The sequence below is a fragment of the Streptomyces sp. NPDC059224 genome (assembly GCF_042754285.1).
In the GTDB taxonomy this organism is placed as follows: Bacteria; Actinomycetota; Actinomycetes; order Streptomycetales; family Streptomycetaceae; genus Streptomyces.
In genome coordinates, this window is the sequence record NZ_JBHZAN010000019.1 from 177,753 (window position 1) to 202,155 (window position 24,403).

Sequence of the window (24,403 nt, forward strand, 5' to 3'; positions counted from 1 at the left end):
TCTCGCGGCGGAGGGAATGCGGTGGAGCCACGCCCCGCGCGTGCCGGCCCACCCGCTCAGGACCCGGTTCGCCTCGCAGATCGCCATGGGACAGGCACCCGATGAGCCGTTCGCCCTGCTGGGACAGATGACCAGGGCAGATCCCAGCCGCTCGCCCGCCGGCACCGAATCGGCGTGGGCCTGCACCCACGTCCCGCAGCACATCACCTCCGACGCCGGCCCCGACCGCATCACCGGGCGCTGGGACGTCCGCGAGCAGCAGGCCATGGCGGACCGGGTCGAGGCCCAGGTGGAGCGGTTCGCGCCCGGCTTCCGCACCCGGATCCTCGCCCGCAGGATCCTGGCCCCCACCACTCTCCAGGCGATGGACGAGAACCTCCACAACGGCGCCATCGACAACGGCACCACCGCGCCGCACCAGCAGGCCGTCTTCCGTCCCGTCCCCAGGGCCTCTACCTCGCCTCCGCGGCCGCCCATCCCGGCGGCGGAGTCCACGGAGCTCCCGGAGCGAACGCCGCCCGAGCAGCGCTCCGTCGCCCGGGAGCCGATCTCAACTGCCGCCTTCCAGCGGCGAGTCCAGGGACCGCCCCGCACCTGCCAGCTGCGGCGGTCCTTGTCGCCGCCGGCTGAAGGCAGGTGAGTGCGGCCGTCCGGTGAGGTTCCGCCCTCCGCGTGCAGTTGCTGGCGTTTCCGCACAGACTGGGAGAGGCGGAGTGATGAGCGTGGCCGTGGGCTGCTGCTCCATTCGATTCCTCCGCCTGCGAGGCGCGAAGCCCTTGCGAGGGCGTCCCGCGCCTGCCGGAGCGTTCGCCCGGCAGCCCTTCGAAAGGGAAGTCTGATGGCTGAGGTACCCAAGATCGCTCTCGCCGCCGCCGTTCTCGGTGGGTACGTGCTAGGCCGGACGAAGAAAGGGCGGGTCGCGTTCGGTGCGGCGACCTACCTCGCCGGCCGCCGGTTCGGGCTGGAACCACAACAGCTGCTGACGGAGGGAGTCAAGAGGCTACGCGAGCTTCCCCAGTTCGCCGACCTCAACGAACAGCTCCGCGGCGAGGCGCTGGACGCGGGGCGCAAGGCGCTGAGCGCGGTAGCCGACCGCAAGCTTGCCGACCTGGCCGACTCTCTCCACCAGCGCACCGACCGCATAGGCGGCAGGGGCAAGGAGGAGCCGCAGGACGAAGACGAAGAGCCGGAGGACGAGTACGAGGAGGAAGAGGAGGAGCCGGAGGAGGAAGAGGAAGAAGCCGAAGACGCGTACGAAGAGGACGAGGAAGAGGAACCTGAGGAGGAACTGGAGGAAGAAGAGGAGCCGGAGGAGGAAGAGGAGCCGGAAGAAGAGGAGGAGCCGGAAGAAGAAGAGGAGCCGGAAGAAGAGGAGGAGCCGCGAAAGCCCGCGCGACGCCCCCGTGCGGCCCGGAAGCAGGACATGGATCACAAGGGGAGCGCTCGGCACGATCGCGGCCGTGAGCGTCGCGCCGGGAAGCCCGCCGCTCGTGAGGCACCCGCCAAGAAGGCGAGTCCGGCGAGGAAGGCGACGCCGGCGAGGAAGGCGACGCCAGCGAAGAAGGCGACGCCGGCGAAGAAGGCGACTCCGGCAAAGAAGGCGGCGCCTTCGAAGAAGGCACCAGGGGCGAGGAAGTCCACGGTCCCGCCCAAGAAGGCCGCGGCAAAGAAGACGACGGCAAAGAAGACGACCGCGAAGAAGACATCTCCCGGGCGGCGGAGGTAGAACCATGGCCGATCATGCGCGCGACTCCGGAAGCGAGCAGGGCTCGGGACTCGACCAACTGCGCGACGCGGTCAAGAGCTTCGTGGGCGCTCAGGTGGAGAACCTGGCTGACAAGGCCGGCGACAAACTGGGTGACATCACCAGCGGCCTCACGGGCGTGGTGGAGAACGGCGGGGTGCTCCCCAAGGCTGGTATGCGGATGCTCCAAGGTGATTCACCGCTGAAGGCTCTGATCGGCGAGAAGGCGAAGAGCGTCAAGGACAACTTGTTCGGCAAGGTCAAAGAGACGTTCGGTGGCGGCGGTGGCAAGGGCCGTGGGTCTGGCACGACGAAGGTCATGAACATCATTGAAGTGCTGGATGTAGGCATACCGATACGCGACGCCTACGACCACTGGACCCAGTACGAGAAGTTCAGCGGATTCACCAAGGGCGTCCGCAGCGCCTCCAAGGGCAAGGAGGCCGACAGCGATTGGAAGGTGAAGGTCGGGCCCTCCACCCGCGGATGGAAGGCCACAACTCAGGAACAAATTCCGGATGAACGCATCGTGTGGACCTCGGAAGGGGCCAAGGGCACCACACGCGGCTGTGTCAGTTTCCATGAACTGACTCCCACGCTGACGCGCATCGTCCTGGTCGTCGAGTACTACCCTTCGGGTTTCTTCGAGAAGACCGGCAACATCTGGCGCGCTCAGGGACGGCGCCTGCGGCTGGATTTCAAGCACTTCCAGCGCTACGTCACCCTGACCAACGAGGAGCCGGAAGGCTGGCGTGGTGAAATCCGCGATGGTGAAGTGGTCCGCACCCACGAAGAGGCCATCGAGGAAGAAGAGGCCGCCGAGGCAGAAGGGGCCGAGGACGAAGAAGGGGCCGAGGACGACAGCGACGAGGAGTACCCAGAGGAAGAGGACGAGGGGGAGGAATACGAGGACGAAGAAGACGAAGAGCCGGAGGACGAGTACGAGGAGGAAGAGGAGGAGGACGAAGAAGAGGAGGAGTGATCCCCGCTCCACGTGGGCTTCAGGGACGGGGACCGTCCATCGGCGAGGCCGGTCTAGGAGTCCCGAGCTTCGGGGTCTGGTCTCATCCGCGCCGCTTCAGCGCGCACGCCACGCGTGGGAGTTCCTCGCGAAGGAACCGGCCGACCAGAGCACCGCCGAAGACGACAGTACCCACACCGACCAGCCAGGACTGGATGACAAGGACGGTTCCGACGGGACCGTAGGTGATGACGCTGGACGCGATCAGCGGCGAGTAGACGAGCCGGGAGAAGACCCTCAGACCGAGCAGCCCGACTGTGGTGGCAACCGCGCCGGGCAGCAGGTCACGCCAGCGAACCCGCCCGCCGAGCAGTATGCGCTGCGACCACCAGAAGAACAGGACGGCGCTCACTGACGCGGTGAACGTGCCGGCCAAGGACTTGGTTCGAAGCGTGGTGGTGGCGGAGGCGAAGAGGTAGCCGACGAGTACACCGAGCCACACCACGTGGCGCCACCTGGCCCACCAGCGGGCATGGGGCAGATCCCAGACTTTTTCGTAGCCGGACTGTACGGCGGCCCCGAAGGTCAGGCCGAAGGCGGCGAGGACGGCGATTCCGAAGGCGGTCGTGGTCCGCAGGGCCTGAGTGGGGCTGGTGAACAACTGCTCCACATGTCTCCTGGCGTTCGTCGACACGCCGAGTCCTTCCCCCAGCCACTGCGCGAATCCCCGTCCGTGCTCCGGGTCGGCCGAGGAGACAATGGTCAGCAGCGGCACCAGCGTGAGAAATCCCAGGGCGGCGAAACCCAGCGAGCGCTGCCCCAGCTGCAGATCGCTGCCGCGCCGCCAGCCGCGTCCGACCGGTGAATGGCCGAACACGCGGCCCAGCCGCTCGAAGAGAGAGGAACGGCCTGCGGCAGTCGGCGACTTCTTCGGCATACCCGTCGACTACCACAGTCGGGATCGGCGCACCGCGAGGGCGCGACGCACAGCTTCCCGAACGGCTCAGGAGAACGCCGTCAGCCCAGGCCACCGCCGCGTCCGGAATCGCCCACGAACGACGCGCCGTCAGTTTCGTTCCTTCTTGGGGAACACGTACTCGTCGAGGACCAGGCCGACAGCGACGGCCGCCGGGATGGCGACGAGGGCGCCGATGATGCCCAGGAGCGCGCCGCCGACCAGTACCGCGAGGACGGTGACCAACGGGTGGACGTCGACGGCGAACTTCATCGCCCTCGGCACGATGAGGTAGTCCTCGGCGACGCGGAAGACGACGTAGAAGACCGCGGTCGCGATCGCGATGGGAAGGGACACGGACAGGGCGACGAGGCTGACGACGATACCGGCGAGAGTGGAGCCGACGATCGGGATCAGGTCCATGAGGGCGGTGAAGACGCCCAGGGCGGCGGCGTACGGGACGCCGGTCGCCGCGCACCAGCCGAAGGTGGCCAGCCCGGCGATCCCCGAGGTGGCGAGGTTGCCGAGCATGAACTTGCCTATCCGGTTCATGATCTCTTCGGCCACGCCCTCGACGCGCTCGCGGCGGCTGGCCGCCACGAAGCGGTAGCAGAATTCCTTGATGGCCGGCAGCGCGGCCATGCAGTACAGGGTCACGGTGATCACGATGGCGGTGGATGCGACCGTGCTCAGGACCTTCTGGCCCGCGCCGAGGATCCCTCCCGCGAGGCCGGACGCCCCGCCTCCCGTACCGATCTGTTCCTTGCCCTTCTCGACCAGGTGGAAGCGGTCCTCCAGGTGGCCGATCGTGGACTGGTGGTCGTGGAGTTGCTTCAGCCAGCCGGGCACCGCGTTCACCAGCGCGGTGACCTCCTTGGTCACGGGCGGAATGACCAGGGCCAGGAAGCCGCCGAGTACGACGACGAACCCCGTCAGGACGATCGCGACGGCCCAGCCGCGGCGCAGCCCACGGCGCGTGAACCACGCGACGATCGGTTCCAGGCTGATCGCGATGAACACGGCCAGCATCAGCAGGGTCAGCATCGAACTGACCCGCGTGACCGTCTGCACCGCGAGCCACGCCAGGCTCGCCCCCAGCCCCAGACCGAAACCCACCGTCACCCAGGACCGGGTGCGCGCGCCGCGTGGCTCCGAGTTCGACGGTTCCCGCGGCGCTCCCCCCTGTTCGCGCTGGGCCGGGCTCGGGCGGGACCCGTTCGGGCCCGTCCCGTCCGGCGAACCGTGCTCCTCCCGAGCCGACTCGGGCGCGGACTGTGCAGACATCGCGATGCCTCTCCTCGACTGCCTCGTGGGGCGTGGCGGTCGCCGCGGTATCCCCGACCGCCACTCACCCCCCTGTGTCATCGCCCACGCGCAGGTCGTCCGAGCGAAGGGTGCGGCGCCGCCTTCGGGTACCCGGGCAGTCCACTTGTACGGCGTACGCGCCGCCTCGCCTGTCCGGCGGACGCGTCGAGGGCGCAACGGGGTGCGCAGTGCGGTGCGGCCGTCGCGCCGGGCGGTGAGGAGGTTCCACGTGCTCGGTGTGGAAGTGGACGGCGGCGGGGTCCGCACCGACCCGTCGCGGCCCGTGTGCGACGCGCCGTGAGCCGGGCGACGAGGTGGTCTCCGCCGCCGCGAAGTGACCGACCAGTGCCCCGCGCAGCGCGTGGTGGAGTCCGGACAGGGAACAGGGACATGAGGTTGACGCTGGTCGGCATCTCCGCGCCGGCCGTGTCGACGTAACGCCCGTAGGCGCTGTCCGGTTCGAGGTCGGCCATCAGGTCGGTGAACAGCCGGGCGTGGACGAGATCGGCCCGGCCGGCGCCGAACTCGTCGTACTCCACGGCTGCCATCGCGGCCTTGGCGCGTCCGGTCAGTCTCGGGACGACCCAGGCGTGAGGATCGTTCGTCACGTCACGCCGGCAGCGGGACGAAGGTGCCGGAGCCGACCTCTTCGGGTGTGTGGCCGAGGTGGAGCTCGCCGGGCTGGAGGACGTGGCCGATCGTGAACTCGGTGGTGGGGTTGGGCTGGTGGGCATCGAGCACGCCGGAGGTGTGCGTGGGTGAGCAGGGCGGGGCCGAGTCGGGCGCTGTAGCTGTTGGGAGTTGACCTGGTCGGGAGCGAACGGCGGGATCCCCCAGCGGCTGTCCTGGGTGGCGGCGGTGATCTCGGGGCCGGTGAGCATCACAGGCGGGAGGTTGCGTGCCGTCGGCCGTGTCCGGATCTGTCGGGCCGTGGGCTCAAGGCGGTTCACCCACCCGATGAGCTGTTCCTCACCGAATTCCTCGCCGCCGACATCGCGCTCCTCTGTCAGCCCGTCGGCGAAGCGCCCAGGATGATCACGATCTCTCCCCCGGGGAGTGGTGTCGGCGCGCCCGCGAACTGCTGTGGGCCGCAAGGGCGTCGGCGGGAACGGCCGCTCTCTCTCCTCCTTACTCCACGCGGTGTGGCCCGTGGCGGCTGACCTGCAGGCGGACCTCGGCGGCCATGTCGCTGACGCCGGTGGACCGACGCGCGGTGCTGAGCGGGCCTTCGCACAGGGCACCGAGAGTGGCGCCGGGCGCGCCCTCGGGGGTGAGGGTGAGCTTGATGTGGGTGCGGGGGCGGCCCTGTCGGCCGGTGATGAGTACGGCCGCATGGCCTACCCCTGGGAGGGCACCGGCTTCGTTCGCGATCGCTTCGCTGAGTGCGTGGTCGCGCAGTTCGACACCCTCCTGCGGGGCGGGGCGGCCGACGGTCAGGGAGCCGGGGCGGCGTCGGCCCAGCTGGGCGAGCAGCCACCACAGGGCGAGCAGGGCGGTGAGGACGAGGGCGGCGATGACCGCGGGCCACCACCACCAGCCCTGGCCGCTCCAGCGAGCCCGGTCGGCGGAGCCGAGCAGGACGTCGGCCGGATGGGTCAGGGGCCAGCCGGCGGGCGGGGCCAGATCGTGCCGCTGGTAGAGGTCCAGTCCGGCGAAGAGGATGAGCAGTCCGCCGCCGAGGAGGGCCAGTCCGGCGAGGGCCAGCAGCGTGCGGTTGAGTGCGGATCGCGGTGTCATGGCGGGCTCCGGTGTTACGGGTCCTGCGTCAGTGGGAGCGTCGCCGCACCCGTACGGCGATGCGGGGAGGACGTGCGAGGGCCAGCCGGTCGCGTTCCTCGTCGAGGACGGCCGTGAGGTCGTCCCTCACCTGTCGGGGGTCGCGGAAGCGGACGTCCGCGCGAGCTCTGATGCGGTGGCGGCCCACCAGGACGTGCGCCGCGCCGACTCCGGGGACCCGCATGGCGGCGTCACGCAGCAGGACGGCGGCTCCGTCGCGGTCCACGAAGGCCCGCACTCGCGGGCAGCCGGCGGGTGAGCGCAGGGGCAGCCAACGGCGCCGGCCGGGGGTGAGGGCCAGGACGATCAGCCAGACGCCGACGGCGGCGGCCACGGCGGCCCCCGTCAGCATCCACACGTCGTCCACTGGACGGGTTGCCAGTTCGTCGGCCAGGTGCCGTCGCCAGGCCGCGGCCGGACGCCCCGCCCGTACGGCGACGACGTCGACGAGCGTGGCGACCGCGGCCACGAGGATCACCGCGGCGACCAGCGCCGCCGTGATGCGGCGCGCCGACCACCCGCGATGGGTTCGGTGCCCTTCCTCGCGCTCACCGGCTGTGAGCTCCGAGGCGGACACGTCGCGTTCTGGAGGGTCGGGCTCCTTCGTCAGCGGCACTGCGGCACGGTGCGCGGACGACACGGAGCCGCGGGCCGGAGGACGTGGACCGGATGTCATCGCGATCGCCCCTCCTGCACGGCGTGCCCGGCGGCCCGGGCCGCCCGGCCGCTCACCGGACCCGCCCCCGACTGGAGTCGGCGGCGGTCACCAGCCGCCGGACGGTGAGGAGGACCTCTCCCACCCGCAGCCCGGTCAGCTGGGCGACCCGTTCGGCGACGTCCCGCTGGATCCGCTCGCAGACACGCGGGATGTCGGTGGGGTAGGGCAGGTCCATGGTCAGATGCAGGCGCACCGATCCGCTGCGGACGGCGGCGGTGGCGTGGGGTGGCGCAGGTCCGCCCCGATCGGGCGGTACGGCGGCGCGCCGCGACTGCGCCGCGCGTGCGGCCTGCGCGGCGATACGGGCGACCACCCTGTCCGGGATGACGGTGGCGCCCCGCTCGGCCGGGGGCGGCAGCCCGGCGGCCGGCGTCTGCGGGCCCGACCCTTCGCCGGGGGAACCGGGCAGGGTCTTCACCGCTGCCTCCGTGTCCGGAGGTCGAGGTCGCCCTGTACGACGAGGCCGACGAGCAGCCCCGCCGCACCCAGGACCAGCACCAGCAGGAACGCCCAGAAGCCGCCGAAGTAACCGGCGAAGCCCAGGGCCATACCGGCTGCGAGGCCGGTCGTTGCTGTGTTCATTTTGCCCTCACCCGTCTCGCGAGCGTTCCTTGTGCCCTGGTCATCCGCTCATGCCCGGGGACGTGGCGGTGGTCCCGGCGGCGGTCACCTCACGCGGCCCTCGTTCGGTTCGGTCTGCTCCTCCTCGTCGTCGGGCAGGTGGACGTCGTCGACGGCGATGTTCACCTCGACGACCTCCAGGCCCGTCATCCGCTCCACGGCGCTGATGACGTTGGTGCGCACGCCGCCCGCGACGTCGACGATGGAAACGCCGTACTCGACGACGACGTCCAGGTCCACCGCGGCCTGTCGCTCACCGACCTCGACCTTGACGCCGCGGGTGACCGCCGCTCCGCCTCCGGCAGCGCCGGGGACGCGTTCCCGCATGGCGCCGAAGGCGCGCGCCATCCCCGCTCCCAGGTTGTAGATGCCCGGTACCTCGCGGGCGGCCATGCCGGCGATCTTGGCCACCACACCGTCCGCGATGGTGGTCCTGCCCCGTGTCTCGGCCGGAGCCCCGGCCCCGGCGCGGCCCTTGAGCGCGCTCACGCCTGTCTCGGGCCGGCTGTCCCTGCCGACGCTGGTGATGTTGTCCGTCATGGCGGTCGCCTCGATCGGTCTCTCGGACACCGGTGCGGCGCCCTCCGATGGATTGGACATGGCGGGCGCCACAATCCTCACACCGCGGCGGATGTGATGTGCGTCACGTTCGACCTGCCGGGTACCCGGCAGGTCCGAACCGTGTGTGTGGGGGCGCCATGATCGAAAACGCTGTTCTCCCGACGTCGGGGCGCGACCCGTCGGCAGGCGACCTGCCGGACCGACTGCTGGCCGTGCGGGCGGCCGAGGGGGACGACAACTCCTTCGCCGTGCTCGTCCAGCGGCACAGCCAGTCCCTGCTGACCATGGCCCGCTGCATGCTGGGCAACCCGCAGGACGCTGAAGAGGCCGTCCAGGACGCCTTCGTCAGCGCTTGGCGTCACCTGCCGGAATACCGGCACGGCGCGGAGTTTCACACCTGGCTGTACCGGATCACCGTCAACCGCTGCCAGACCATGCGACGTCGCCGGCCGCCGCCCGTCCCCCTGGACTCCGTGGCCGAACCGGCGGCGGGCGATGCGTGGAGCCAGCCCGCCCGGGCCGCCGAGCAGGACGCGGCCACGGCCGCACTGTCCTGCGCACTTGCCGAACTGGACGCCGGACAGCGGGTCTGCTGGATCCTGCGGGAGGTGCAGGGCCTGCCCTACAAGGAGATAGCCGACGTGACGCGCACCGGCGAGCAGACGGTACGCGGCAGACTTTTCAGGGCGCGCAGATCCCTTCAGGAGGCGATGGGCCCATGGCGCTGAACGACCCGCCCCCGGGGCCTCCCGGACCCGACGGGTCCCGTGACGCTTCGGTCGCCGCCGACGTGCCCCCGTTCGCCGGGGATGAGGTGCTGTCCTGCGGCCGTCTGCTGAGCCGGGTCTGGGAACAGGCACGGGACGCGCCGTCGGCCGCGGACTCGCACGCGGTGTCCTGTCCGCACTGCCGAGAGGCCGTCGACGCACTGGCCACGGTGGACGCGGCTGCCCGGGCGCTGCTCGACAAGGACCCCCCGGGCCTGCGCGCACTCGTCGACCGGGTCATGGACGTCGTCAGGGCAGAGGCCCGGTTCGGGCGACTGCTGCCCCTGGCCGACCCCGACCGGGACCTGCGGATCGCCGAGAGCGCCGCGGCGAAGATCCTGAGGCAGGCCGCGGACACGGTCTCCGGTTGCAGGGCCGCTGCCTGCCGGCTCATACCCGAGGACAACGGCACCGATGTGCGGGTGACCATGACCTTGGCCGCCGCCCTCGACCGCCCTCTGCCCGACCGGGTCCACCAGGTACGCCGAACGGTCCTTCACTCGGCCGGACAGGACCTGGGGCTCACAGTGACAGCCGTCGACATCACCGTGGCCGACGTACTGGAACCGGGGCCGACCCTGGGCTCCCGCCTCCCGACGGACGGTGGCGCATGATGACCGCCACCGGCCCCACCGCGCTCCTCGGCGTCGCGGCCGAGGCGGCCCTCGCGGTGCCTGGCGTGGCCGCCCTGCAACCCCGCCTCGCCTGGCGCCTCGCGGCAGCCGCCGCACCCACCCGGGCGGACACCACGCCGCCCGAGGCCGGCATACGCGCCGACCGGGCGCCGGACGGTTCGGGCTGGCACATCGAGGTGCGCTGCGTCCTGGCAGAGGGACGGCGGGCGCTGGACATCGCCCGAAACGTCCACGACCGGGTGACAGCCGCCCTCATCACCCACCTCGCCGCCCACCGCCTGGCGGAGCCGGTCACGGTCGCGGTCACGGTGACCGAGATTGCCGCCCGGCACGACGCGGCATGAGCGGCGGCGCGGGCACAGGCACCGCGAACCATCGTGGCCGGGGCGGTGCTGTCGGCCGCGGGATGCGCTGGGTGGAAGGTGACCGCTCCGAAGTCCGCCTCGGGGCCCGCGTGCTGGCCTGCGCTGACCCGTCTCTCCGGGCCTTTCGCGTCCGTGCCCGGTCACGCAGTCGATTCTCCCCAGGGAATGGGCCGGAGCGGGCTCGGCAGGGCGTGCTGGAGAAGCCGCTCCGGTGGGTCGGATGATCACAGGCAGTTCTGCCGAGGGTCGAGACGGCAACCCTCGGCATCCGCTGCCGCTCATTTGCCGCTGCCGCTCATTCCGCGGGCTGCCGTGATCTCGGGATGACGCCGGCTCCCGGCAGGCAGCGCTCGCGGCCTGTCCTCGCCGTGCCGGAGCATCCGTCGGGGGACAGGCGACACAACCGGCCGCGCCACTGCCTACGGGCGGAGCGACGCAGAGAGAGGGACTACGGACGCGAGCGGCCCGTCCGGATATGCACGGTGCCCTCTGCTCGCAAGCACGTGACGAGTCCGATTGCGGCTCATAGGGACTCGCGACACCATCGAAAGCAGGTGAGTGGATGATGCAAGCCGGGCTGCCGCCGTGCGGGCTCGCCCTGTCCTCGCCCAGCAGGTAGGCGGTCTCCGTTCCCCGGTCGCCCGGGTGCACACCTACCGCGCCCCGAAATCGCTGACGGACTCACATCCGTGCTGCTGTCGAACGGTTCCACGTGCGACGGGCCCCCGCTGCCGAATCAGCGATCAGAGCGAGAGGAAGTCCGAGATGAAGGCGTTCCAAGCAGTGACACAGGCGGTCGCCGCCGAGGGGTTCGACCATCTGTTCGCAGTCATGGGTGACGCGAACCAGGACCTCATCGTCGACCTGGGCGATCGTCACGGCTTGACGTTCGTCCACGCCCATCACGAGGGAAGCGCGGTGGGCATGGCGGATGGTTTCGCGCGGTTCAGCGACAGACCAGGTCTGGCGACGGTCACCCAGGGGCCCGGCTACACCAACGCGACCACTTCACTGGTGGCCGCCCGGCTCCACCGGTCCCCTGTGCTGCTGCTCGCCGGTCACGCCTCCCTCCACGATCCGTACAACCCGCAGGGCATGGTGGATCAGCAAGCGCTCGCGAAACTCACCACCGAGGCGACAGTCCGGCTGGACTCGCCCCGCACTGTCGACTACTGCCTCGGCGAGACCTTCCGTCAGATCAAAGTCAACCAAGGGCCGTTCATCCTGAACCTTCCCCAGGACATGCAGCAGACGGACATGCCCGACGCCGACTGGGAATACACACCCATGTACAAGAGAGACGCCCTTCAGCCGCCGGACGGTCAGGACGTCGCGGAGGCCGTCCGGATCCTCGCGGCCGCCGAACGGCCGGCCATCCTCTGCGGACTGGGTGCGGTCAACTCGAAAGCCCAGGAGGAGGTTCGCGGACTGGCCGACCACCTCGGGGCGCCCGTCGCCGTCTCCCTGTACGCCGCGGGATTCTGCGCGGACCACCCCCTGTATCTGGGAGTCAGCGGCGGGCTGGGATCCGACCTGGCGGTGCAGTCCCTCGCCGACAGCGACGTTCTGGTAGTGGTCGGCGCGAGCCTGAACGAGTGGACCACCCACTTCGGCAAGCTCTTGGAGAACGGCAAGAAGATCATTCAGATCGACACCCGCCCCGATGCCTTCGGGTGGTTCGCCCGTGTCGCGGTCGGTATCACCGCCGACGCGAAAACGGCCGTGTCGGCCCTGACGGACAGCCTCGGTTCGGCGATGCAGGCCCGTCCGGCCGACGCGGCTCTGCGCCAACGGATTCAGGACAGCAAGCCCGAGGCCGTCAACTACACGGACGGCGACTCGTCGGATCCCCGCCGGGCCGCCGAGTACCTCGAAAACGCGCTGCCGAAGGACGACCGCATCCTGGTGCTGGACGGCGGCCACGCCGCCATGGTCTGCGTGAAGACCCTGACCGTTCCGCGCGCAGAGAACTGGGGCCTCGGCTGGGACTTCGGTGCCGTCGGCCAGGGACTGGCCATCGCCATCGGAGCTTGTTTCGCGCGTCCGGGCGAGCGCGTCACGCATGCCACCGGAGATGCGTCGTTCATGATGAACCTCGCCGACTTCCACACGGCCGTCCGTCACCAACTGCCCCTCACCGTAGTCGTCTTCAACGACAACGCGGTGGGCCAGGAGAAGCACGACCTCTTCCACAAGAAGCTGAACACGTCCTACGCCGACACACCGGAGCCCGACTTCGCGAAGCTGGCCGTCGGCTTCGGCGCCAGGGGCTTCACCGTAAGCAGCCCGGATGACTTCGGTGAGATCGACAAGGCCTTGGCCGTGCAGGACGGTCCCGTGGTGATCGACGTGAGGATCAACGGGGACGTCGAACTACCGGTCAGCTGGGAGATCGCCATGCACCTCAGCTGACCATGCCCTCGCCGCCCGTGTCTGCATCACCAACGGGATCGAGTCCCCGCCCTGAACGCTTTCGAGATCACCCTCGACGGCCGGCCGCCTGTCGGCGGCCCGTCAGTAACCTCAACTACCGCGGTTAGAGCACTCGTTCGACAGTCCCGCCCGGGGAGGCCGGCACCCGCTCTCGCGGTCAGTGGCGGTGGCCGCCGCCACGGTGGTAGCCCCACGACGCCTCGTCGATGAACCGGCCGTGGTCGTTGCGCAGGGTCGCGGTATCCCGGTCGTTGTGGCACTCGGGAGCGGCCGGCTCGCCATCTGAACCGCGTGACCGACGAATAGTTGGCGAGTAGCAAGGTACCCTGTCCCAGCCATGACGTGACCGTGGCCGTGACGCGGTGGTGTCACCTGCGACGCAGGTCGCTGACGGTTTCCCCGAACTCGCGTTTCAGGGCCCTGCCGAGGTGCTTCGGGTCATGCACTCCCCATCGTGCCGCGATCGCGGCCGTGGAGACGTCCGAGGAGGCGGGGTCGAGGAGGTCCCGGCGGATGCGCATCAGGCGTTCGTGCCGGACCCACGCGGCGAAGGTCAGGTCACTGCCTTTGAAAAGTACGTGCAGGTGCCGGACGGAGATGCCGTGCTGGCGCGCGACTTGCTCCGCAGTGAGCCGGAAGTCGCCGAGGTGGGCAAGCGCGTAGGCGCGGATACGGTCGACGAGGTCGCTGGCGACGGGAACGTGCTCCGGGGCAGTGTCGGCGAAAGCGGCGAGGAGGAGCGCGGCGAGCGCGTCCGCCACATGCGTGCGTGCCACATCCCGACGGGGGAAGTCCTCGCTGACCGCGGACAGCGCGTGGCCGAGGAGCCCGCCGATCCCGCCCGCTCCCGGCAGGGCGAGCGCCGTGCGTCGGCCGATGGAGTTCGCGTATCTGCCGAGACTCGCCCGGGGGACGCAGAGCACGGTCATGTCACTGAGACCGGCACCGATGAGCCGGTAAGGCCGGGTGCCGTCACAGGCGAACAGTTCACCGGGTCTCACTGTCGTGGTCCGGTCAGCCTGGACCGCCGTAAGGGAACCGTGATGATGCAGATTGAAGTGCATCCACTCCACGTCGCTTGAGGTGATGCTGCGGTTGTCTCGCGTCACCACTGCGGCAGTGGCCTTGACGCGAGCGACGACCATGGGTCCTACGTCTGTGTGGTCGACCGTGGCTTCGAACCCCTTCGGGTCAGGATGTGTCACCCGCAGCGGAGCGAACAAGGCCGAGGCCACTGCCTCGAACGACTCGGTTCCTCTTAAGCGGGAACTCTTGCAGTCCGTCATGCCGCCGCCCCTCCCCCTGGTCGCACAGGCACCGTACAGCCGCATCGTGCACTGTGCGCGAACTGGGCAGTTCCTGTGCGCCTATTGGTGCTCTTCGGGCGCGGCCTCCGCCTACGGTCGTCGAGTACCGGAGCACATACGGCCATCGTCGCGGCATGAGCAGCCGTACACGACAGTTCGACTTCGCCTCGGGAGCACGCCTTTGAAGCGCACCGACGCCCCACGCCGGACGGTGGGACCCACTGGACGCAGCACGCGACGCGCGACCACTTCGGTGGGCACGACAGCGCTGCTTGCCTCGCTCGCCCTGACCGGTTGCACGGCGGACACCGACGCGGCCCACCGCGCCACGCCGGCCGTGAAGGCCGCGGCCACCGCGGCCGGGGGGCAGCTCACGTACGCCCAGGACCTGCGGATTTCCGACGCCGAGCAGCACTTGATCACGAACTGCATGAGGAAGCAGGGTTTCCGCTTCTGGGAGGGGAAGTCGCTGAGCCTGGAGGAGAGCCGGCCGGTCGGCTACGTCCAGGACGACGTCGACTGGGCCCGCAGCCACGGCTACGGCAGCCGGATCATGGCGAAAGAGGACCGCGCCCGCCTGGACAACCCCAATATCGCCTATCGCAAGTCCCTTTCCCGTTCGCGCCAGATGGCATACGACATCGCGATGGACGGCGGCCGGGACGCCGTAGAACTGAAGTCGCGAACGCCGACCGGCGGCACGGTCACCAAGCGTTCCGGCGGCTGCTCCGGCCGGGCCGAGAAGGCGCTGTACGGCGATCCCGCGGCATGGTTCCGCTCCGACACCACCGTCAGCAACCTGCGCGCCCTTTACGTGGGCAAGCTGCTGCGCGACAAGGAGCTCAAGAGCGCGGTCGCCGCCTGGTCTCGCTGTATGAGCAAGGCGGGCCACCCGTTTCCTGACCCCGACGCTGCACGGCAGTCCACCCGCAAGCACAGCGCGGAGCAGACCCCGGCCGAGGAGGCCAGGACCTTCGCAAACGAGACCCGGATCGCGGTCGCCGACGCCACCTGCGCCCGCTCCGTCTCCCTCCGCTCGATCGGCGAGCGGCGCGAGGCCCATTACATCAGCGGACTGGCGGAGAAGTACGGTTCCGCCCTCGATGCCCACCGGCGGATGCAGCGGGGCGCCCTCGTGCGCGCCGAGCGCATAGTCCCCGCCCGCACCTGATCCAGACCGCGCCGCAGAACCGCGACGGCCTCGCGGATCGTCGCCCCACCCGCCCCAGCCCACTCACGGGTCATGAGCAGAACAGGATTCGTCATGCGCAAACTGACCGTCTCCCTCGCCACCCTGGGCCTCGCGGCCTTCGGCCTCGCCGTCCCGGCCACCGCTCACGCAGGCTCCGGCTGCGACGCCCAGTGGAACTACCTCGGCCGCGACGGCCGCGTCCGCGCCTGGGACGGCTATGACTGCAGCGGGCTGTACCTCGGTGACGACACTGGCAGCGACCCCAACTGGGGCGACTCCTACGGCGAGTTCAAGGGTGCCGACGCGAACCGGGCGTCGTCCGTCATGAACAACGGTTACGTCGGCGGCAAGGACGTCGTCGCCTTCTACTACTACAAGGAGTACGACGACACCGCCTACGGCTGCCTCAAGCCGGGCGAGTTGTACGTGGACGACCTCAGCCGCAACTGGTTCACCAACAGCGTGACGATGGACAACGCGATTGAGTCGCACACCTGGGTGGCCGCGAGCGCCTGCGCCCCAGGCTCCTTCATAAGCTAAGGGGGCGTTTCGCTCCGCTGTCTGGTCCCTGAATGCCCAGATTCATTGAGGTTCTGCGTGCCATGAGTTTGATCATTGCGAGGTGGACCATGGCTTCGGAGGGTTGTGGTTTGGCCTCGTAGTCGCCTGCCAGGCGGCGGTGGTTCATCAGCCGGCCCAGCGTTCCCTCGACGACGATCATCTCGGGGCGCTTGCCGCCGTCGCGGTCGTAGAGGACGTCCAGCACGTACAGCGAGTCGCGCGGGGTGCCGGCCACTACCCTCCCGCCGAACCCCGCCGCCTGGTCGTTGATCATGTTCAGCCCGGTGGCGCCGCCCCGGCGCCCGAAGTACTTCGGGTTCGGCCGGGCATACACCGACGGCACGGGCACGACAAACCGCGTCCCGTCCACCGGGGCGACCAGGCCGCCGCCCCACGCCTGCGCGAGCGGAAACCTGCGGTGATGCTGCCGGGGACGCCTCTGGCCTGGGCTGATCCGTCTTTCTGGGCCTTTCACGGTCGTGCCCGGTTACGCAGTCGATTCTCCCCGCGCGCTCCCCAGGGCTGCTTGTACTCCCCAGATTCTCCCCAGAAGGGATTAGGCGGGACTGTCCTGAACTTCGTGTGTGGCCCGGTGTGACCCGAGTTGGCATGAGATGAGCTCTCTGCCGGGAAGGATCACAGATGGGCGCCACCAACGATCCGGGCCCCCAAGGTACGGAGCACCAGGTGCGGACGGGAGCCGAGTTGGCACGAGCAGCAGCTGAGCAGGATCGTGAGCTGGCCGAGGATCTGATCGAACGGGCCCGGCGGGACGGGCTCCAACTGGTGGGCGAGAACGGGCTGCTGACGGGGCTGGTGAAACTGGTCCTGGAGGGCGCTTTGGAGGCCGAGATGGCCGAGCACCTGGGCTACGAGAAGGGTGACCGGGCCGGCGCGGGGTCGGGCAACCACCGCAACGGCACCAGCCGCAAGACCGTGCTCTCGCAGGTCGGACCGGTGAGCATTGACATCCCCCGAGACCGGGCCGGCAGCTTCACCCCGCAGATCGTGCCCAAGCACTCCCGCCGCGTCGACGGCTTTACGGAGACCATCGTCTCCCTCTATGCGAAGGGGCTCACGACCGGGGAGATCCAGGCCCACCTGGCGGAGGTCTACGACGTGGAGGTCTCCCGCGACCTGGTCTCCCGTGCCACCGCCCAGGTCGCAGCAGACCTCGCCGTCTGGCGCACCCGCCCGCTCGACCGCATCTACGCGGTCCTGCTGATCGACTGCATCTACATCAAGATCCGCGACGGAGCGGTGGCGAACAAGCCCGTCTACATCGCCGTTGGCATCAACCTCGACGGCGACCGCGACGTGCTGGGTATGTGGGTCGGCACGGGCGGTGAGGGCGCCAAGCAGTGGATGACCTGGCTGACCGAACTGCGCAACCGCGGCGTCCAGGACGTCCTGATCGCCTGCTGCGACGGGCTGAAAGGCCTGCCGGAGTCGGTCAACGACGTCTGGCCCCAGGCCGATGTTCAGCTCTGCGTGGTCCACCTCGTCCGCACAAGCCTGCGCTACGCAGCCAAGCAGCACTGGGGCGCGATCGCGAAGCAACTGCGCGAGGTCTACACCGCCAAGACCGCCGACGAGGCCGAGCAGCGGTTCGCCCGCTTCGAAGAGGAGTGGGGTCAGCGCTACCCGGCCGTGATCGACACCTGGCGCCGCAGCTGGGAGCACGTGATCGTGTTCATGCGCTTCCCGGCCCCGATCCGGCGCGTCGTCTACACCACGAACATGATCGAGTCCCTCAACTCCCGCTTCCGCCAGGCCACCCGGCGACGCGGGCACTTCCCCGACGACGACGCGGCCTTGAAGGTGCTCTACCTGGTCATCCGCAACCCGATCAAGAACCGCCCCAACGTCACCGGACGGACACCGGCCTGGAAACAGGCCATCAACAGCCTCGCCGGCTACTACGGCGACCGCGTCACCGACCGCTAGTCACGAACACCTACACCAGGCCACACACAAACGATCAGACACTCCCCGGCCGTAACACCTCCGTGTGCCACCACGGCCGCTGCTCCGACGGCCACAGCTACGGCGCCGCCGGGGGCAACATCAGCAGCAAGACGTACGACCCGCAGGCCGAAGCCAGGGCCGTGCAGCGGGCCAAGGCCACCGCGAACGCGGCCGCCGCGGCGGCGAAGAAGCAGGTCTCCGGCTTCAAGCACCAATTCCTCAGCCTGGTCGCCGACGTCATCGGCCTCACCGACGCCTACAACTGCTTCACCAAGGGCGACGTGATGGGCTGCGTCAACACAGCCCTCACAGCAGTCCCTTGGGGCAAGGTCTTCAAGGCCATCAAGGTCGGCGTCGAAGCCTTCAAGATCTGGCGCTCCCTCGACCGCGCTTACACGGCGGTCAAGGACGCCGAAGAAGCCGCGAAACTCGCCGAGGACGCGGTACGCGCGGAACACGCACTGGCGGAGACGCGCAGCGCGGAGAGCGCGGGCGCGGATGCGGCGGGCTGCATGCACAGCTTCACGGCCAGTACGGGCGTCCGCCTGTCCGACGGCACATCAAAACCGATCGGTACGGTGAAAGCCGGCGACACGGTCCTGGCCACCGACCCCCAGACCGGAGTCACCGCACCGGAGAAGGTCCAGCGGGTCATCGTCACCACCACGGACAAGGACTTCACCACCCTCACCCTGGACACGGCTCCGACCCGCGGTCCCCCGAAGGGCAGGTCACCCAATACCGCGTCTGCGAAGCAGACCCTCACCACCACCTGGCACCACCCCTTCTGGGACGTCACCCACCATCGTTGGACCGACGCCCACAACCTCACCCCGGGCACCAAGCTCCACGCGATGGACGGCACCACCGTCACGGTGGCCGGCGTCCGCAACTTCCACCAGCACAAGACGACCTACGACCTCACCGTCGGCACCCTGCACACGTACTATGTGCTGGCCGGCGCCACCCCAGTCCTCGTCCACAATTGCGTTGGTGGGACGACCGTTTATCGTGGCGTTCCAGAGGGACACCCTGGTTTCGATGCGGCGGTGGATGGTGTGGCTGTCCCCCGTGGAGGACCTGCTTCCGCGGAGGCACACCATCGCGGTGACACCGATAGTCCATTCACCAGTTGGTCAACAAGTGAGGCAGTGGCACGTCGGGCAGCAACTAAGGGGCCGACTGGCGTTGGGGTAGTGATCAAATCGAAGGTTCCTGCCGGGCGGCCGCATGTTCACAGTAATGACGAGCCTTGGGTGGAATTCAGAGGAGAATTCGAGGTGCAAATAGAGGGGACGATGACAGGGGATGCGTATCCGGCGTGGAGGGGAATGCCGTGAAACAGGTAACGGTTGGGAAAATCGCGGACCTGCTATCTGCGTTCCGGCCTGCGGCTCTCGCTGAGGGCATCGATCGGTTGGTTGCCGCGCTGGCCTCCGAGTCTGACAGCGTCGTCGAAGTCACCTTCCCACCCTCCAAGGAGGTGCTTGATGTCTATCGGCACAGATATGACTCGATCGACGAAGTTCGCGATTCGCGAATCGGATGGGAGCTCTTCTTTCCTGCCCTCGAAGATTCGGATGGTCGGGTAGGCTTGCTTTCTGTGAGAGTCGGCGAACTGGGCGCGATCGTCCTTGTTGACGAAACCGTGGAGCTCGTATTGGCAGCTTTGATTAGGCGGCCAGTATGACCCATGGTCCGGCGAGGCTTCCGAGAGTGAAATTCGGCGAGATTTGAGGCGCTCTGTCGCTTGTAAGAAATTAGCGTTCCAATTCTTGCTTTAGGGCATGTTGGAGCCCCTCCCGTTCGCCTCGGAGGGGCTTCAACATGCCCTTGACGGCAGTAGCTGACGGCAACATCAGCGGACGGGTGCTGCACAAAGTGGCGGTTCGTCGCCGTCGTCGGGTCGAGGTGGCGGCTGGTGGGGTCGCGGATGGCGTGGCCGAGAGTGATGCGCCGTTCGGACGCGCGGGTCTTAATGGGCAGACGTCGTCAGCCCGTCTGGGTGCGCTGGAGGGTGCGGCAATCCTATTGGTAAACGTGAAGGGCTCGGTGAAGAGGTGTGAATGACTTCTTGACGATTCTAAATTGCGGACTCTGTGGAGGGTGTACTTGATGGCAGGCAATCGGGAGACGAGAGCGTTGATGAGAAGACATGGGGGAATGGTCCGGGCCGTGATGGTGGCCGGGTCGGTGTTGTTGGCTGCGGGATGTGGCGGGCATGGCTCGGCCAGGACCGAGAAGCCTTCTGCGAAGACGAGTGACACGACTGCTGCCGCGGCTGGCGGGATGTCGACCGCGATGACGCGTGCGCAGTTGGAGAGTGCTGTGATTGCCGACGGTGAGGCGGCGGGGTGGAAGGTGACCGTTCCGAAGTCGGCCTTGGGGCCTGTCGGCGGGGCGCCGATGGTGGCCGACAAGGCTGCGTGTCAGCCTGTCGCCGACGCGCTGAGCGGGACCGGAGCCGTCAAGTCGGTGGCCTCCGTGGAGCGGAGTGCGGTGGCGGAGGACAGTTCCGGTGTCATGGTGCGAGTGCGTCTGGCCTCGTACGCGGGCGCCGGCGCCAGCAAAATCATGGCCGATCTCGCGGGCGCGGCTCAGCAGTGCAAAGGCTTCGACGGGTCCGGTAGTGGCGGCAAGCAGCATGTCGGGGTGGCTCAGTACGGCGCGTACCTGAGTGCCCAGACCTCTCTCGGTTTTCGATTGACCGCGAAGGTTGGCAAGCAGACCCTTCCCATCTACCTGGACATCGGCTCGGTGGGCGGCACGGTCGAATACCTCGCCACCTTCAACGTCCTTGGAGACGACCCCGGCACCGGGTCGACTACGGCGGAGCGGCAGCAGTCCGTCAAACTGGGGGCCGCGACTTCCTGAACCTTGAGTGATCGCCTCGCGTGCCTTTGAGGCGACGAAACGGGTCAACGACGTAGCCGCCGGTTGGACACCCCTGCGTGTCCGGCCGGCGGCGCCATGGTCGTGGCGCAGCTGTCAAAGCCAGGCCAGATCACAGTGGTTGAGGCAAGGTGAGCTCAGTTGCCGACGACCCGCCCGCCAGGCGCGCCGGGCTCGCGCAGAAGGCGATCCACTCCTGGGGTCACGTGGGGCGTGAATGTCTGTCCCTACAGCCAGTCCTTGCGCTTGAAGATGAAGTACAGGCTGGTGCACACGATCGCCATCAGGACGATGGCGAAGGGGTATCCGAGTACCCAGTGCAACTCCGGCATCTCCCGGAAGTTCATCCCGTAGATCGTGCCGACGAGGGTCGGGGCGAAGAGGATGGCCGCCCACGACGAGATCTTCTTGATCTCCTCGTTCTGTTCGAAGCCCGCCTCCGCCAACGCGCGCATCTCCGCGTTCTGTTGCTGGGTGACCAGGGTCGCGTTGACCGTGAGGATCTCCGTGAGGGCCTGGCGGAAGCCGTCGACGCGTTCGCTGATGTGGGTGACGTGGTCGGCGACGTCGCGCAGATAGCGCTGGAGTTCCTCGTCCGTGTCGTACTTGGCGAAGCCGGCGATCAGGCTGTGCAGCATGCCGACCAGGGGGCGGGTGGCGCGCTGGAACTCGACCATCTCGCGGGAGAGTTCGTAGATGCGGCGGGAGACCTCCGGGTCGCCGCGGAAGACCTCCGTCTCGATCTCGTCGATGTCGTTCTGGACGCCCTCCACGACCGGGGCGTAGCCGTCCACCACCGCGTCGAGGATGGCGTACAGGACCGCCTCGGGGCCGAGTTTGAGCAGGTCGGGGCTGTCCTCCATGCGGAGGCGGACCGCCGAGAGGTCCGGTGCCGCGCCGTGCCGCACCGTGATCACGAAGTCCGGGCCCACGAAGACGTGCAGCTCGGCGAAGTCGACCTCCTCCGGCGCGTCCAGGTAGCGGGCGGCACGCAGGACCACGAACAGCGTGTCGCCGTACCGCTCCAGCTTCGGACGCTGATGTGCCTCCATCGCGTCCTCGACCGCGAGCGGGTGCAGATCGAACTCGGCGGCCAGCGAGAGGAGTTCGTCCGAGGTGGGGCGGCCCAGGCCGATCCACGCCATCACCGAGGCCTGGTCGCGCAGTTCGCGGTACGTCTGTGCGAGGGTCGCCGGCGTCGACACCCGTACCCCGTCCCGGTACAGCGCCGCCTCCACCACGCTCGGTGGTTCACCCGGTTCCGTCGCCGCGGAACCCGGCTCCGGGAGTTCGGCCGTGTCGTGGTCCGGCGGCAGGGCGCGGCGCCAGACGGACCTCCTGGTGCTCCGGCCGTTCCTGCCGTTCCCGGAGTTCTTCGAGGCCGGACTGGGGCGTCGCTCGGACATCGCGGCCGCCTCTCGATGGGACTGCGTCGGCGTGATCCAGGTGATTGTAGTGATGGGGCGTGGCCGGACGGGAAGGGAGCGGGCAAGTACGGGATGCGGTGCCGAATGAGGACAGGATCTGTCCGCGACGGACGCTAGCGTGCGTGTCATGACGAAGACGTCGCCCCGCCCGGTCCTCGGTACCCGCGCCCTCAACCGCGCCACCCTCGACCGCCAGCTGCTGCTGCGCCGGTCGTCCTGCACGGTCGAGGACGCCGTGGCGCACCTCGTCGGCCTCCAGGCGCAGAACGTGAAGCCGCCGTACCATGCCCTCGCCGCCCGCCTCGACGGCTTCGACCCCGAGCGGCTCTCACGGCTGATGGCGGACCGTGAGGTCGTCCGCATCGTCACCCTGCGGTCGACCATCCACACCCACACCGCCGACGACGCCCGCACCCTGCGCCCGCTCGTCCAGCCCGCCCGCACCCGTGAGCTGACCGCCTTCCGCAAGGGCCTCGCGGGCGTCGACCTCGACCGGCTTGCCGCACTCGCCCGCGACCTTGTCGAGGCCGAGCCGCGCACCATGGCCGAGCTGCGCCAGGCCCTCCTCGCGGAATGGCCCGACGCCGACCCGCAGTCCCTGGCCCTCGCCGCCCGCTGCACCCTGCCCCTCGTCCAGGTTCCGCCGCGCGGTCTGTGGGGCCGGTCCGGGCGGGTCGCCCTGACCACCGCCGAGCACTGGCTGGGACGCCCCGCCGCCCCGGCCCCGGCCCCGGCGCCGGACGAGACCGTGCTCCGCTATCTCGCCGCCTTCGGCCCCGCCTCCGTCAAGGACATGCAGACCTGGGCCGGACTCACCCGGCTGCGTGAGGTCTTCGAGCGGCTCCGGCCCCGCCTCGTCGCCTTCCGGGACGAGCACGGCGCCGAACTCTTCGACCTGCCCGACGCACCCCGCCCCGACCCCGGGACCCCGGCCCCGCCGCGCTTCCTCCCCGAGTACGACAACCTGCTCCTCTCGCACGCCGACCGCACCCGGGTCATCCCGCCCGAGCACCGGGGCCGCCTGTGGCAGGGCAGTCAGCCGCACCGCACCCTGCTCGTCGACGGCTTCGTGGCGGGCGTGTGGAAGACGGTGGACGACACCCTGGTCGTCGAGTCGTTCGGCCGGCTGAGCCGGGGCCGGCGGGCGGCCGTGCTGGCGGAGGGCGAGCGGATGCTGGCCACCTTGTACCCGGGTGCGTCGTACGACATCCGGTTCGGGACCGTCCTGCCCGCGGCCGGCCGGTGACCGTTCGAACGGGGCGGCCTGAGAACGTGGCGTCCGGAGACCGGCCGAACGCGGGCGGGACATGGATAGGGGGCGCTGCGGGCTGCTCGTGGTAGCCCGCAACGCCCCCCGGTCACTCACCCGGGCGATGCCCGGGAAGCCTCCGGTTACGAGTTGACCTGCGCGGTCACCAGGTCCGAGAAGGTGGTCAGCCGGGTGTAGACACCCGGGTAACCGGCCTCCGCGCACCCCTCTCCCCAGGAAGTGATCCCTGCCAGGACGCCCCCGATGAGCAGGGGACCGCCGCTGTCGCCCTGGCAGGTGTCTACGCCACCGGACGTGTATCCGGCGCAAACCATGTCGGTCTGGACGAAGTCCGAACCGTAGGAGCTCTTGCAGCTGGAGTCGGACACGATCGGGACGGTCGTGGTCCGCAGCTGGTTGGAGGAGCTGCCGTTCTCCGAGGTGGTGCCCCAGCCGAGGATGCGGGCCGTGGTGCCGGCCGCGTACAGGCCGGTCTGGGAGGAGCTGACGTACGACGCCGGGGTGTACGACATCGCCGTCGAGAGGGTGAGGACCGACACGTCGTCGCCGTTGGTGGCATCCGTGTAGTCCGGGTTGATCCAGATCTTGCTGACCCGGCTCACCGTGCCGTTGGTGCCGTCCAGGTTCGTCCGGCCGCCGACCACGCGGACGCTGCTGGTGGTCTCGCCCTCCATGCAGTGCGCCGCGGTCACCACCTTGGTGGCCGACACCAGGGTGCCGCCGCAGAACTGGCTGCCCGACGCGTCCGTGATCTGCATCATGAACGGGTACGCCGTGGTCGTGGTCGTCGTGCCGCCGACGATCGGCTGGGGGGCGGCTGACGCGGTGGGGGACGCGATCAGCACGGTCGCTGCGGCGGCAGCCGTCGCCACCACGAGGGCGGCGGTCTGTCTGGCGCGGTTGAGCCCGAACATGAGTCTCCTCAGTGGGGGTTGCCGGTGGGGG

Annotated in this window: 23 protein-coding genes and 5 pseudogenes; 14 read left to right on the forward strand and 14 right to left on the reverse strand. The window is 69.2% G+C overall.

Translation table 11 applies throughout. The features are described 5' to 3' along the window. Positions 1-61 precede the first annotated feature (61 nt). The 3 genes and pseudogenes from ACFXI4_RS22475 to ACFXI4_RS22485 all read left to right on the forward strand — a co-directional run. Positions 62-630 (forward strand): annotated as a pseudogene (locus tag ACFXI4_RS22475) (phytoene desaturase family protein); the annotation flags it as partial. Positions 631-838: 208 nt separating this feature from the next. Then, positions 839-1,726, forward strand: coding sequence for a histone protein (locus tag ACFXI4_RS22480; RefSeq protein ID WP_384993618.1), 888 nt, complete (start codon positions 839-841; stop codon positions 1,724-1,726). A gap of 4 nt (positions 1,727-1,730) precedes the next feature. Continuing rightward, positions 1,731-2,726, forward strand: coding sequence for an SRPBCC family protein (locus ACFXI4_RS22485; protein WP_384993621.1), 996 nt, complete (start codon positions 1,731-1,733; stop codon positions 2,724-2,726). An 82-nt stretch (positions 2,727-2,808) separates the two neighbouring features. On the opposite strand, the gene ACFXI4_RS22490 is transcribed toward ACFXI4_RS22485, so the two are convergent. From ACFXI4_RS22490 to ACFXI4_RS22530, 9 genes and pseudogenes are all read right to left on the reverse strand, one after another. Continuing rightward, on the reverse strand, positions 2,809-3,642 hold the full coding sequence (locus tag ACFXI4_RS22490) for a YhjD/YihY/BrkB family envelope integrity protein (RefSeq protein ID WP_384993623.1): 834 nt from the start codon (positions 3,640-3,642) through the stop codon (positions 2,809-2,811). 129 nt (positions 3,643-3,771) lie between these two features. Continuing rightward, on the reverse strand, positions 3,772-4,944 hold the full coding sequence (locus ACFXI4_RS22495) for an AI-2E family transporter (protein WP_384993626.1): 1,173 nt from the start codon (positions 4,942-4,944) through the stop codon (positions 3,772-3,774). 244 nt (positions 4,945-5,188) lie between these two features. Beyond that, positions 5,189-5,564, reverse strand: a pseudogene (locus ACFXI4_RS22500) (iron-containing redox enzyme family protein); the annotation flags it as partial. 19 nt (positions 5,565-5,583) lie between these two features. After that, positions 5,584-5,849, reverse strand: a pseudogene (locus ACFXI4_RS22505) (dCTP deaminase); the annotation flags it as partial. Positions 5,850-6,093: 244 nt separating this feature from the next. After that, complete coding sequence (locus ACFXI4_RS22510; protein ID WP_384993628.1) at positions 6,094-6,702, reverse strand: alkaline shock response membrane anchor protein AmaP; 609 nt, start codon at positions 6,700-6,702, stop codon at positions 6,094-6,096. Between the two features lie 28 nt (positions 6,703-6,730). Further along, positions 6,731-7,357 carry a DUF6286 domain-containing protein gene (locus ACFXI4_RS22515; protein WP_384993630.1) on the reverse strand — a complete coding sequence of 209 codons (627 nt, stop codon included), beginning with the start codon at positions 7,355-7,357 and terminating at the stop codon, positions 6,731-6,733. A 112-nt stretch (positions 7,358-7,469) separates the two neighbouring features. Further along, positions 7,470-7,877 carry an Asp23/Gls24 family envelope stress response protein gene (locus ACFXI4_RS22520; protein ID WP_384993633.1) on the reverse strand — a complete coding sequence of 136 codons (408 nt, stop codon included), beginning with the start codon at positions 7,875-7,877 and terminating at the stop codon, positions 7,470-7,472. Beyond that, positions 7,874-8,041 carry a hypothetical protein gene (locus ACFXI4_RS22525; RefSeq protein ID WP_384993636.1) on the reverse strand — a complete coding sequence of 56 codons (168 nt, stop codon included), beginning with the start codon at positions 8,039-8,041 and terminating at the stop codon, positions 7,874-7,876. Before ACFXI4_RS22525 ends, ACFXI4_RS22520 begins: the two co-directional genes overlap by 4 nt. Positions 8,042-8,125: 84 nt before the next feature. After that, on the reverse strand, positions 8,126-8,620 hold the full coding sequence (locus ACFXI4_RS22530; RefSeq protein ID WP_384993702.1) for an Asp23/Gls24 family envelope stress response protein: 495 nt from the start codon (positions 8,618-8,620) through the stop codon (positions 8,126-8,128). A 158-nt stretch (positions 8,621-8,778) separates the two neighbouring features. Here ACFXI4_RS22530 and ACFXI4_RS22535 point away from each other — a divergent pair, with 158 nt between their 5' ends. From ACFXI4_RS22535 to ACFXI4_RS22550, 4 genes are all read left to right on the forward strand, one after another. Continuing rightward, positions 8,779-9,369, forward strand: coding sequence for an RNA polymerase sigma factor (locus tag ACFXI4_RS22535; protein WP_384993639.1), 591 nt, complete (start codon positions 8,779-8,781; stop codon positions 9,367-9,369). After that, a complete protein-coding gene (locus tag ACFXI4_RS22540) occupies positions 9,360-10,022 on the forward strand; it encodes a hypothetical protein (RefSeq protein ID WP_384993642.1) in 663 nt (220 codons plus the stop codon). Before ACFXI4_RS22535 ends, ACFXI4_RS22540 begins: the two co-directional genes overlap by 10 nt. Continuing rightward, positions 10,019-10,387 carry a hypothetical protein gene (locus ACFXI4_RS22545; RefSeq protein WP_384993645.1) on the forward strand — a complete coding sequence of 123 codons (369 nt, stop codon included), beginning with the start codon at positions 10,019-10,021 and terminating at the stop codon, positions 10,385-10,387. Before ACFXI4_RS22540 ends, ACFXI4_RS22545 begins: the two co-directional genes overlap by 4 nt. Before the next feature lie 786 nt (positions 10,388-11,173). After that, on the forward strand, positions 11,174-12,820 hold the full coding sequence (locus ACFXI4_RS22550; protein WP_384993648.1) for a thiamine pyrophosphate-binding protein: 1,647 nt from the start codon (positions 11,174-11,176) through the stop codon (positions 12,818-12,820). Between the two features lie 178 nt (positions 12,821-12,998). Here the strand turns inward: ACFXI4_RS22550 and ACFXI4_RS22555 are convergent. Together ACFXI4_RS22555 and ACFXI4_RS22560 are read right to left on the reverse strand one after the other, a co-directional pair. Further along, positions 12,999-13,094: pseudogene (locus tag ACFXI4_RS22555) on the reverse strand (lamin tail domain-containing protein); the annotation flags it as partial. 115 nt (positions 13,095-13,209) lie between these two features. After that, positions 13,210-14,127 (reverse strand): helix-turn-helix domain-containing protein, encoded by a 918-nt coding sequence (locus tag ACFXI4_RS22560; RefSeq protein WP_384993650.1) that lies wholly within the window; start codon positions 14,125-14,127, stop codon positions 13,210-13,212. 274 nt (positions 14,128-14,401) lie between these two features. Between ACFXI4_RS22560 and ACFXI4_RS22565 the strand changes: the two genes are divergently transcribed. Continuing rightward, positions 14,402-15,319, forward strand: a complete 918-nt coding sequence (locus ACFXI4_RS22565; protein ID WP_384993652.1) for a hypothetical protein — start codon at positions 14,402-14,404, stop codon at positions 15,317-15,319. Positions 15,320-15,412: 93 nt separating this feature from the next. Then, entirely contained in the window at positions 15,413-15,880 is a 468-nt protein-coding gene (locus ACFXI4_RS22570; RefSeq protein ID WP_384993654.1) for a hypothetical protein, read from the forward strand. A 166-nt stretch (positions 15,881-16,046) separates the two neighbouring features. Here the strand turns inward: ACFXI4_RS22570 and ACFXI4_RS22575 are convergent. Then, a pseudogene (locus ACFXI4_RS22575) lies at positions 16,047-16,316 on the reverse strand (Tn3 family transposase); the annotation flags it as partial. A gap of 227 nt (positions 16,317-16,543) precedes the next feature. Here ACFXI4_RS22575 and ACFXI4_RS22580 point away from each other — a divergent pair. The 4 genes from ACFXI4_RS22580 to ACFXI4_RS22595 all read left to right on the forward strand — a co-directional run bounded on the left by ACFXI4_RS22580 (position 16,544) and on the right by ACFXI4_RS22595 (position 20,743). Further along, the gene (locus tag ACFXI4_RS22580; RefSeq protein WP_384993656.1) at positions 16,544-17,848 is read left to right on the forward strand and encodes an IS256 family transposase; all 1,305 of its coding nucleotides are present in this window, start codon (positions 16,544-16,546) and stop codon (positions 17,846-17,848) included. 62 nt (positions 17,849-17,910) lie between these two features. Next, positions 17,911-19,209, forward strand: coding sequence for a polymorphic toxin-type HINT domain-containing protein (locus tag ACFXI4_RS22585; RefSeq protein ID WP_384993659.1), 1,299 nt, complete (start codon positions 17,911-17,913; stop codon positions 19,207-19,209). Continuing rightward, positions 19,206-19,559, forward strand: coding sequence for a hypothetical protein (locus tag ACFXI4_RS22590; RefSeq protein WP_384993661.1), 354 nt, complete (start codon positions 19,206-19,208; stop codon positions 19,557-19,559). Before ACFXI4_RS22585 ends, ACFXI4_RS22590 begins: the two co-directional genes overlap by 4 nt. A 599-nt stretch (positions 19,560-20,158) precedes the next feature. Beyond that, a complete protein-coding gene (locus ACFXI4_RS22595; RefSeq protein ID WP_384993663.1) occupies positions 20,159-20,743 on the forward strand; it encodes a hypothetical protein in 585 nt (194 codons plus the stop codon). A gap of 245 nt (positions 20,744-20,988) precedes the next feature. On the opposite strand, the gene ACFXI4_RS22600 is transcribed toward ACFXI4_RS22595, so the two are convergent. Beyond that, positions 20,989-22,167, reverse strand: a complete 1,179-nt coding sequence (locus ACFXI4_RS22600) for a magnesium and cobalt transport protein CorA (protein WP_384993665.1) — start codon at positions 22,165-22,167, stop codon at positions 20,989-20,991. A 148-nt stretch (positions 22,168-22,315) separates the two neighbouring features. Here ACFXI4_RS22600 and ACFXI4_RS22605 point away from each other — a divergent pair, with 148 nt between their 5' ends. Beyond that, a complete protein-coding gene (locus tag ACFXI4_RS22605) occupies positions 22,316-23,434 on the forward strand; it encodes a winged helix DNA-binding domain-containing protein (RefSeq protein ID WP_384993667.1) in 1,119 nt (372 codons plus the stop codon). A gap of 146 nt (positions 23,435-23,580) precedes the next feature. Here ACFXI4_RS22605 and ACFXI4_RS22610 read toward each other — a convergent pair whose 3' ends face one another. After that, positions 23,581-24,372, reverse strand: a complete 792-nt coding sequence (locus ACFXI4_RS22610; RefSeq protein ID WP_384993669.1) for a S1 family peptidase — start codon at positions 24,370-24,372, stop codon at positions 23,581-23,583. Positions 24,373-24,403: the final 31 nt, after the last annotated feature.

Excerpts from the sequence above, each read along its gene's own strand:
- ACFXI4_RS22540 (WP_384993642.1), top strand. The coding sequence starts at position 9,360 with ATGGCGCTGAACGACCCGCCCCCGGGGCCTCCCGGACCCGACGGGTCC.
- ACFXI4_RS22545 (WP_384993645.1), top strand. The coding sequence starts at position 10,019 with ATGATGACCGCCACCGGCCCCACCGCGCTCCTCGGCGTCGCGGCCGAG.
- ACFXI4_RS22560 (WP_384993650.1), bottom strand. The coding sequence starts at position 14,127 with ATGACGGACTGCAAGAGTTCCCGCTTAAGAGGAACCGAGTCGTTCGAG.
- ACFXI4_RS22580 (WP_384993656.1), top strand. The coding sequence starts at position 16,544 with ATGGGCGCCACCAACGATCCGGGCCCCCAAGGTACGGAGCACCAGGTG.
- ACFXI4_RS22495 (WP_384993626.1), bottom strand. The coding sequence starts at position 4,944 with ATGTCTGCACAGTCCGCGCCCGAGTCGGCTCGGGAGGAGCACGGTTCG.
- ACFXI4_RS22600 (WP_384993665.1), bottom strand. The coding sequence starts at position 22,167 with ATGTCCGAGCGACGCCCCAGTCCGGCCTCGAAGAACTCCGGGAACGGC.
- ACFXI4_RS22610 (WP_384993669.1), bottom strand. The coding sequence starts at position 24,372 with ATGTTCGGGCTCAACCGCGCCAGACAGACCGCCGCCCTCGTGGTGGCG.
- ACFXI4_RS22550 (WP_384993648.1), top strand. The coding sequence starts at position 11,174 with ATGAAGGCGTTCCAAGCAGTGACACAGGCGGTCGCCGCCGAGGGGTTC.
- ACFXI4_RS22510 (WP_384993628.1), bottom strand. The coding sequence starts at position 6,702 with ATGACACCGCGATCCGCACTCAACCGCACGCTGCTGGCCCTCGCCGGA.
- ACFXI4_RS22595 (WP_384993663.1), top strand. The coding sequence starts at position 20,159 with ATGTCGACCGCGATGACGCGTGCGCAGTTGGAGAGTGCTGTGATTGCC.
- ACFXI4_RS22605 (WP_384993667.1), top strand. The coding sequence starts at position 22,316 with ATGACGAAGACGTCGCCCCGCCCGGTCCTCGGTACCCGCGCCCTCAAC.
- ACFXI4_RS22525 (WP_384993636.1), bottom strand. The coding sequence starts at position 8,041 with ATGAACACAGCAACGACCGGCCTCGCAGCCGGTATGGCCCTGGGCTTC.
- ACFXI4_RS22485 (WP_384993621.1), top strand. The coding sequence starts at position 1,731 with ATGGCCGATCATGCGCGCGACTCCGGAAGCGAGCAGGGCTCGGGACTC.
- ACFXI4_RS22490 (WP_384993623.1), bottom strand. The coding sequence starts at position 3,642 with ATGCCGAAGAAGTCGCCGACTGCCGCAGGCCGTTCCTCTCTCTTCGAG.
- ACFXI4_RS22535 (WP_384993639.1), top strand. The coding sequence starts at position 8,779 with ATGATCGAAAACGCTGTTCTCCCGACGTCGGGGCGCGACCCGTCGGCA.
- ACFXI4_RS22480 (WP_384993618.1), top strand. The coding sequence starts at position 839 with ATGGCTGAGGTACCCAAGATCGCTCTCGCCGCCGCCGTTCTCGGTGGG.
- ACFXI4_RS22530 (WP_384993702.1), bottom strand. The coding sequence starts at position 8,620 with ATGACGGACAACATCACCAGCGTCGGCAGGGACAGCCGGCCCGAGACA.
- ACFXI4_RS22570 (WP_384993654.1), top strand. The coding sequence starts at position 15,413 with ATGCGCAAACTGACCGTCTCCCTCGCCACCCTGGGCCTCGCGGCCTTC.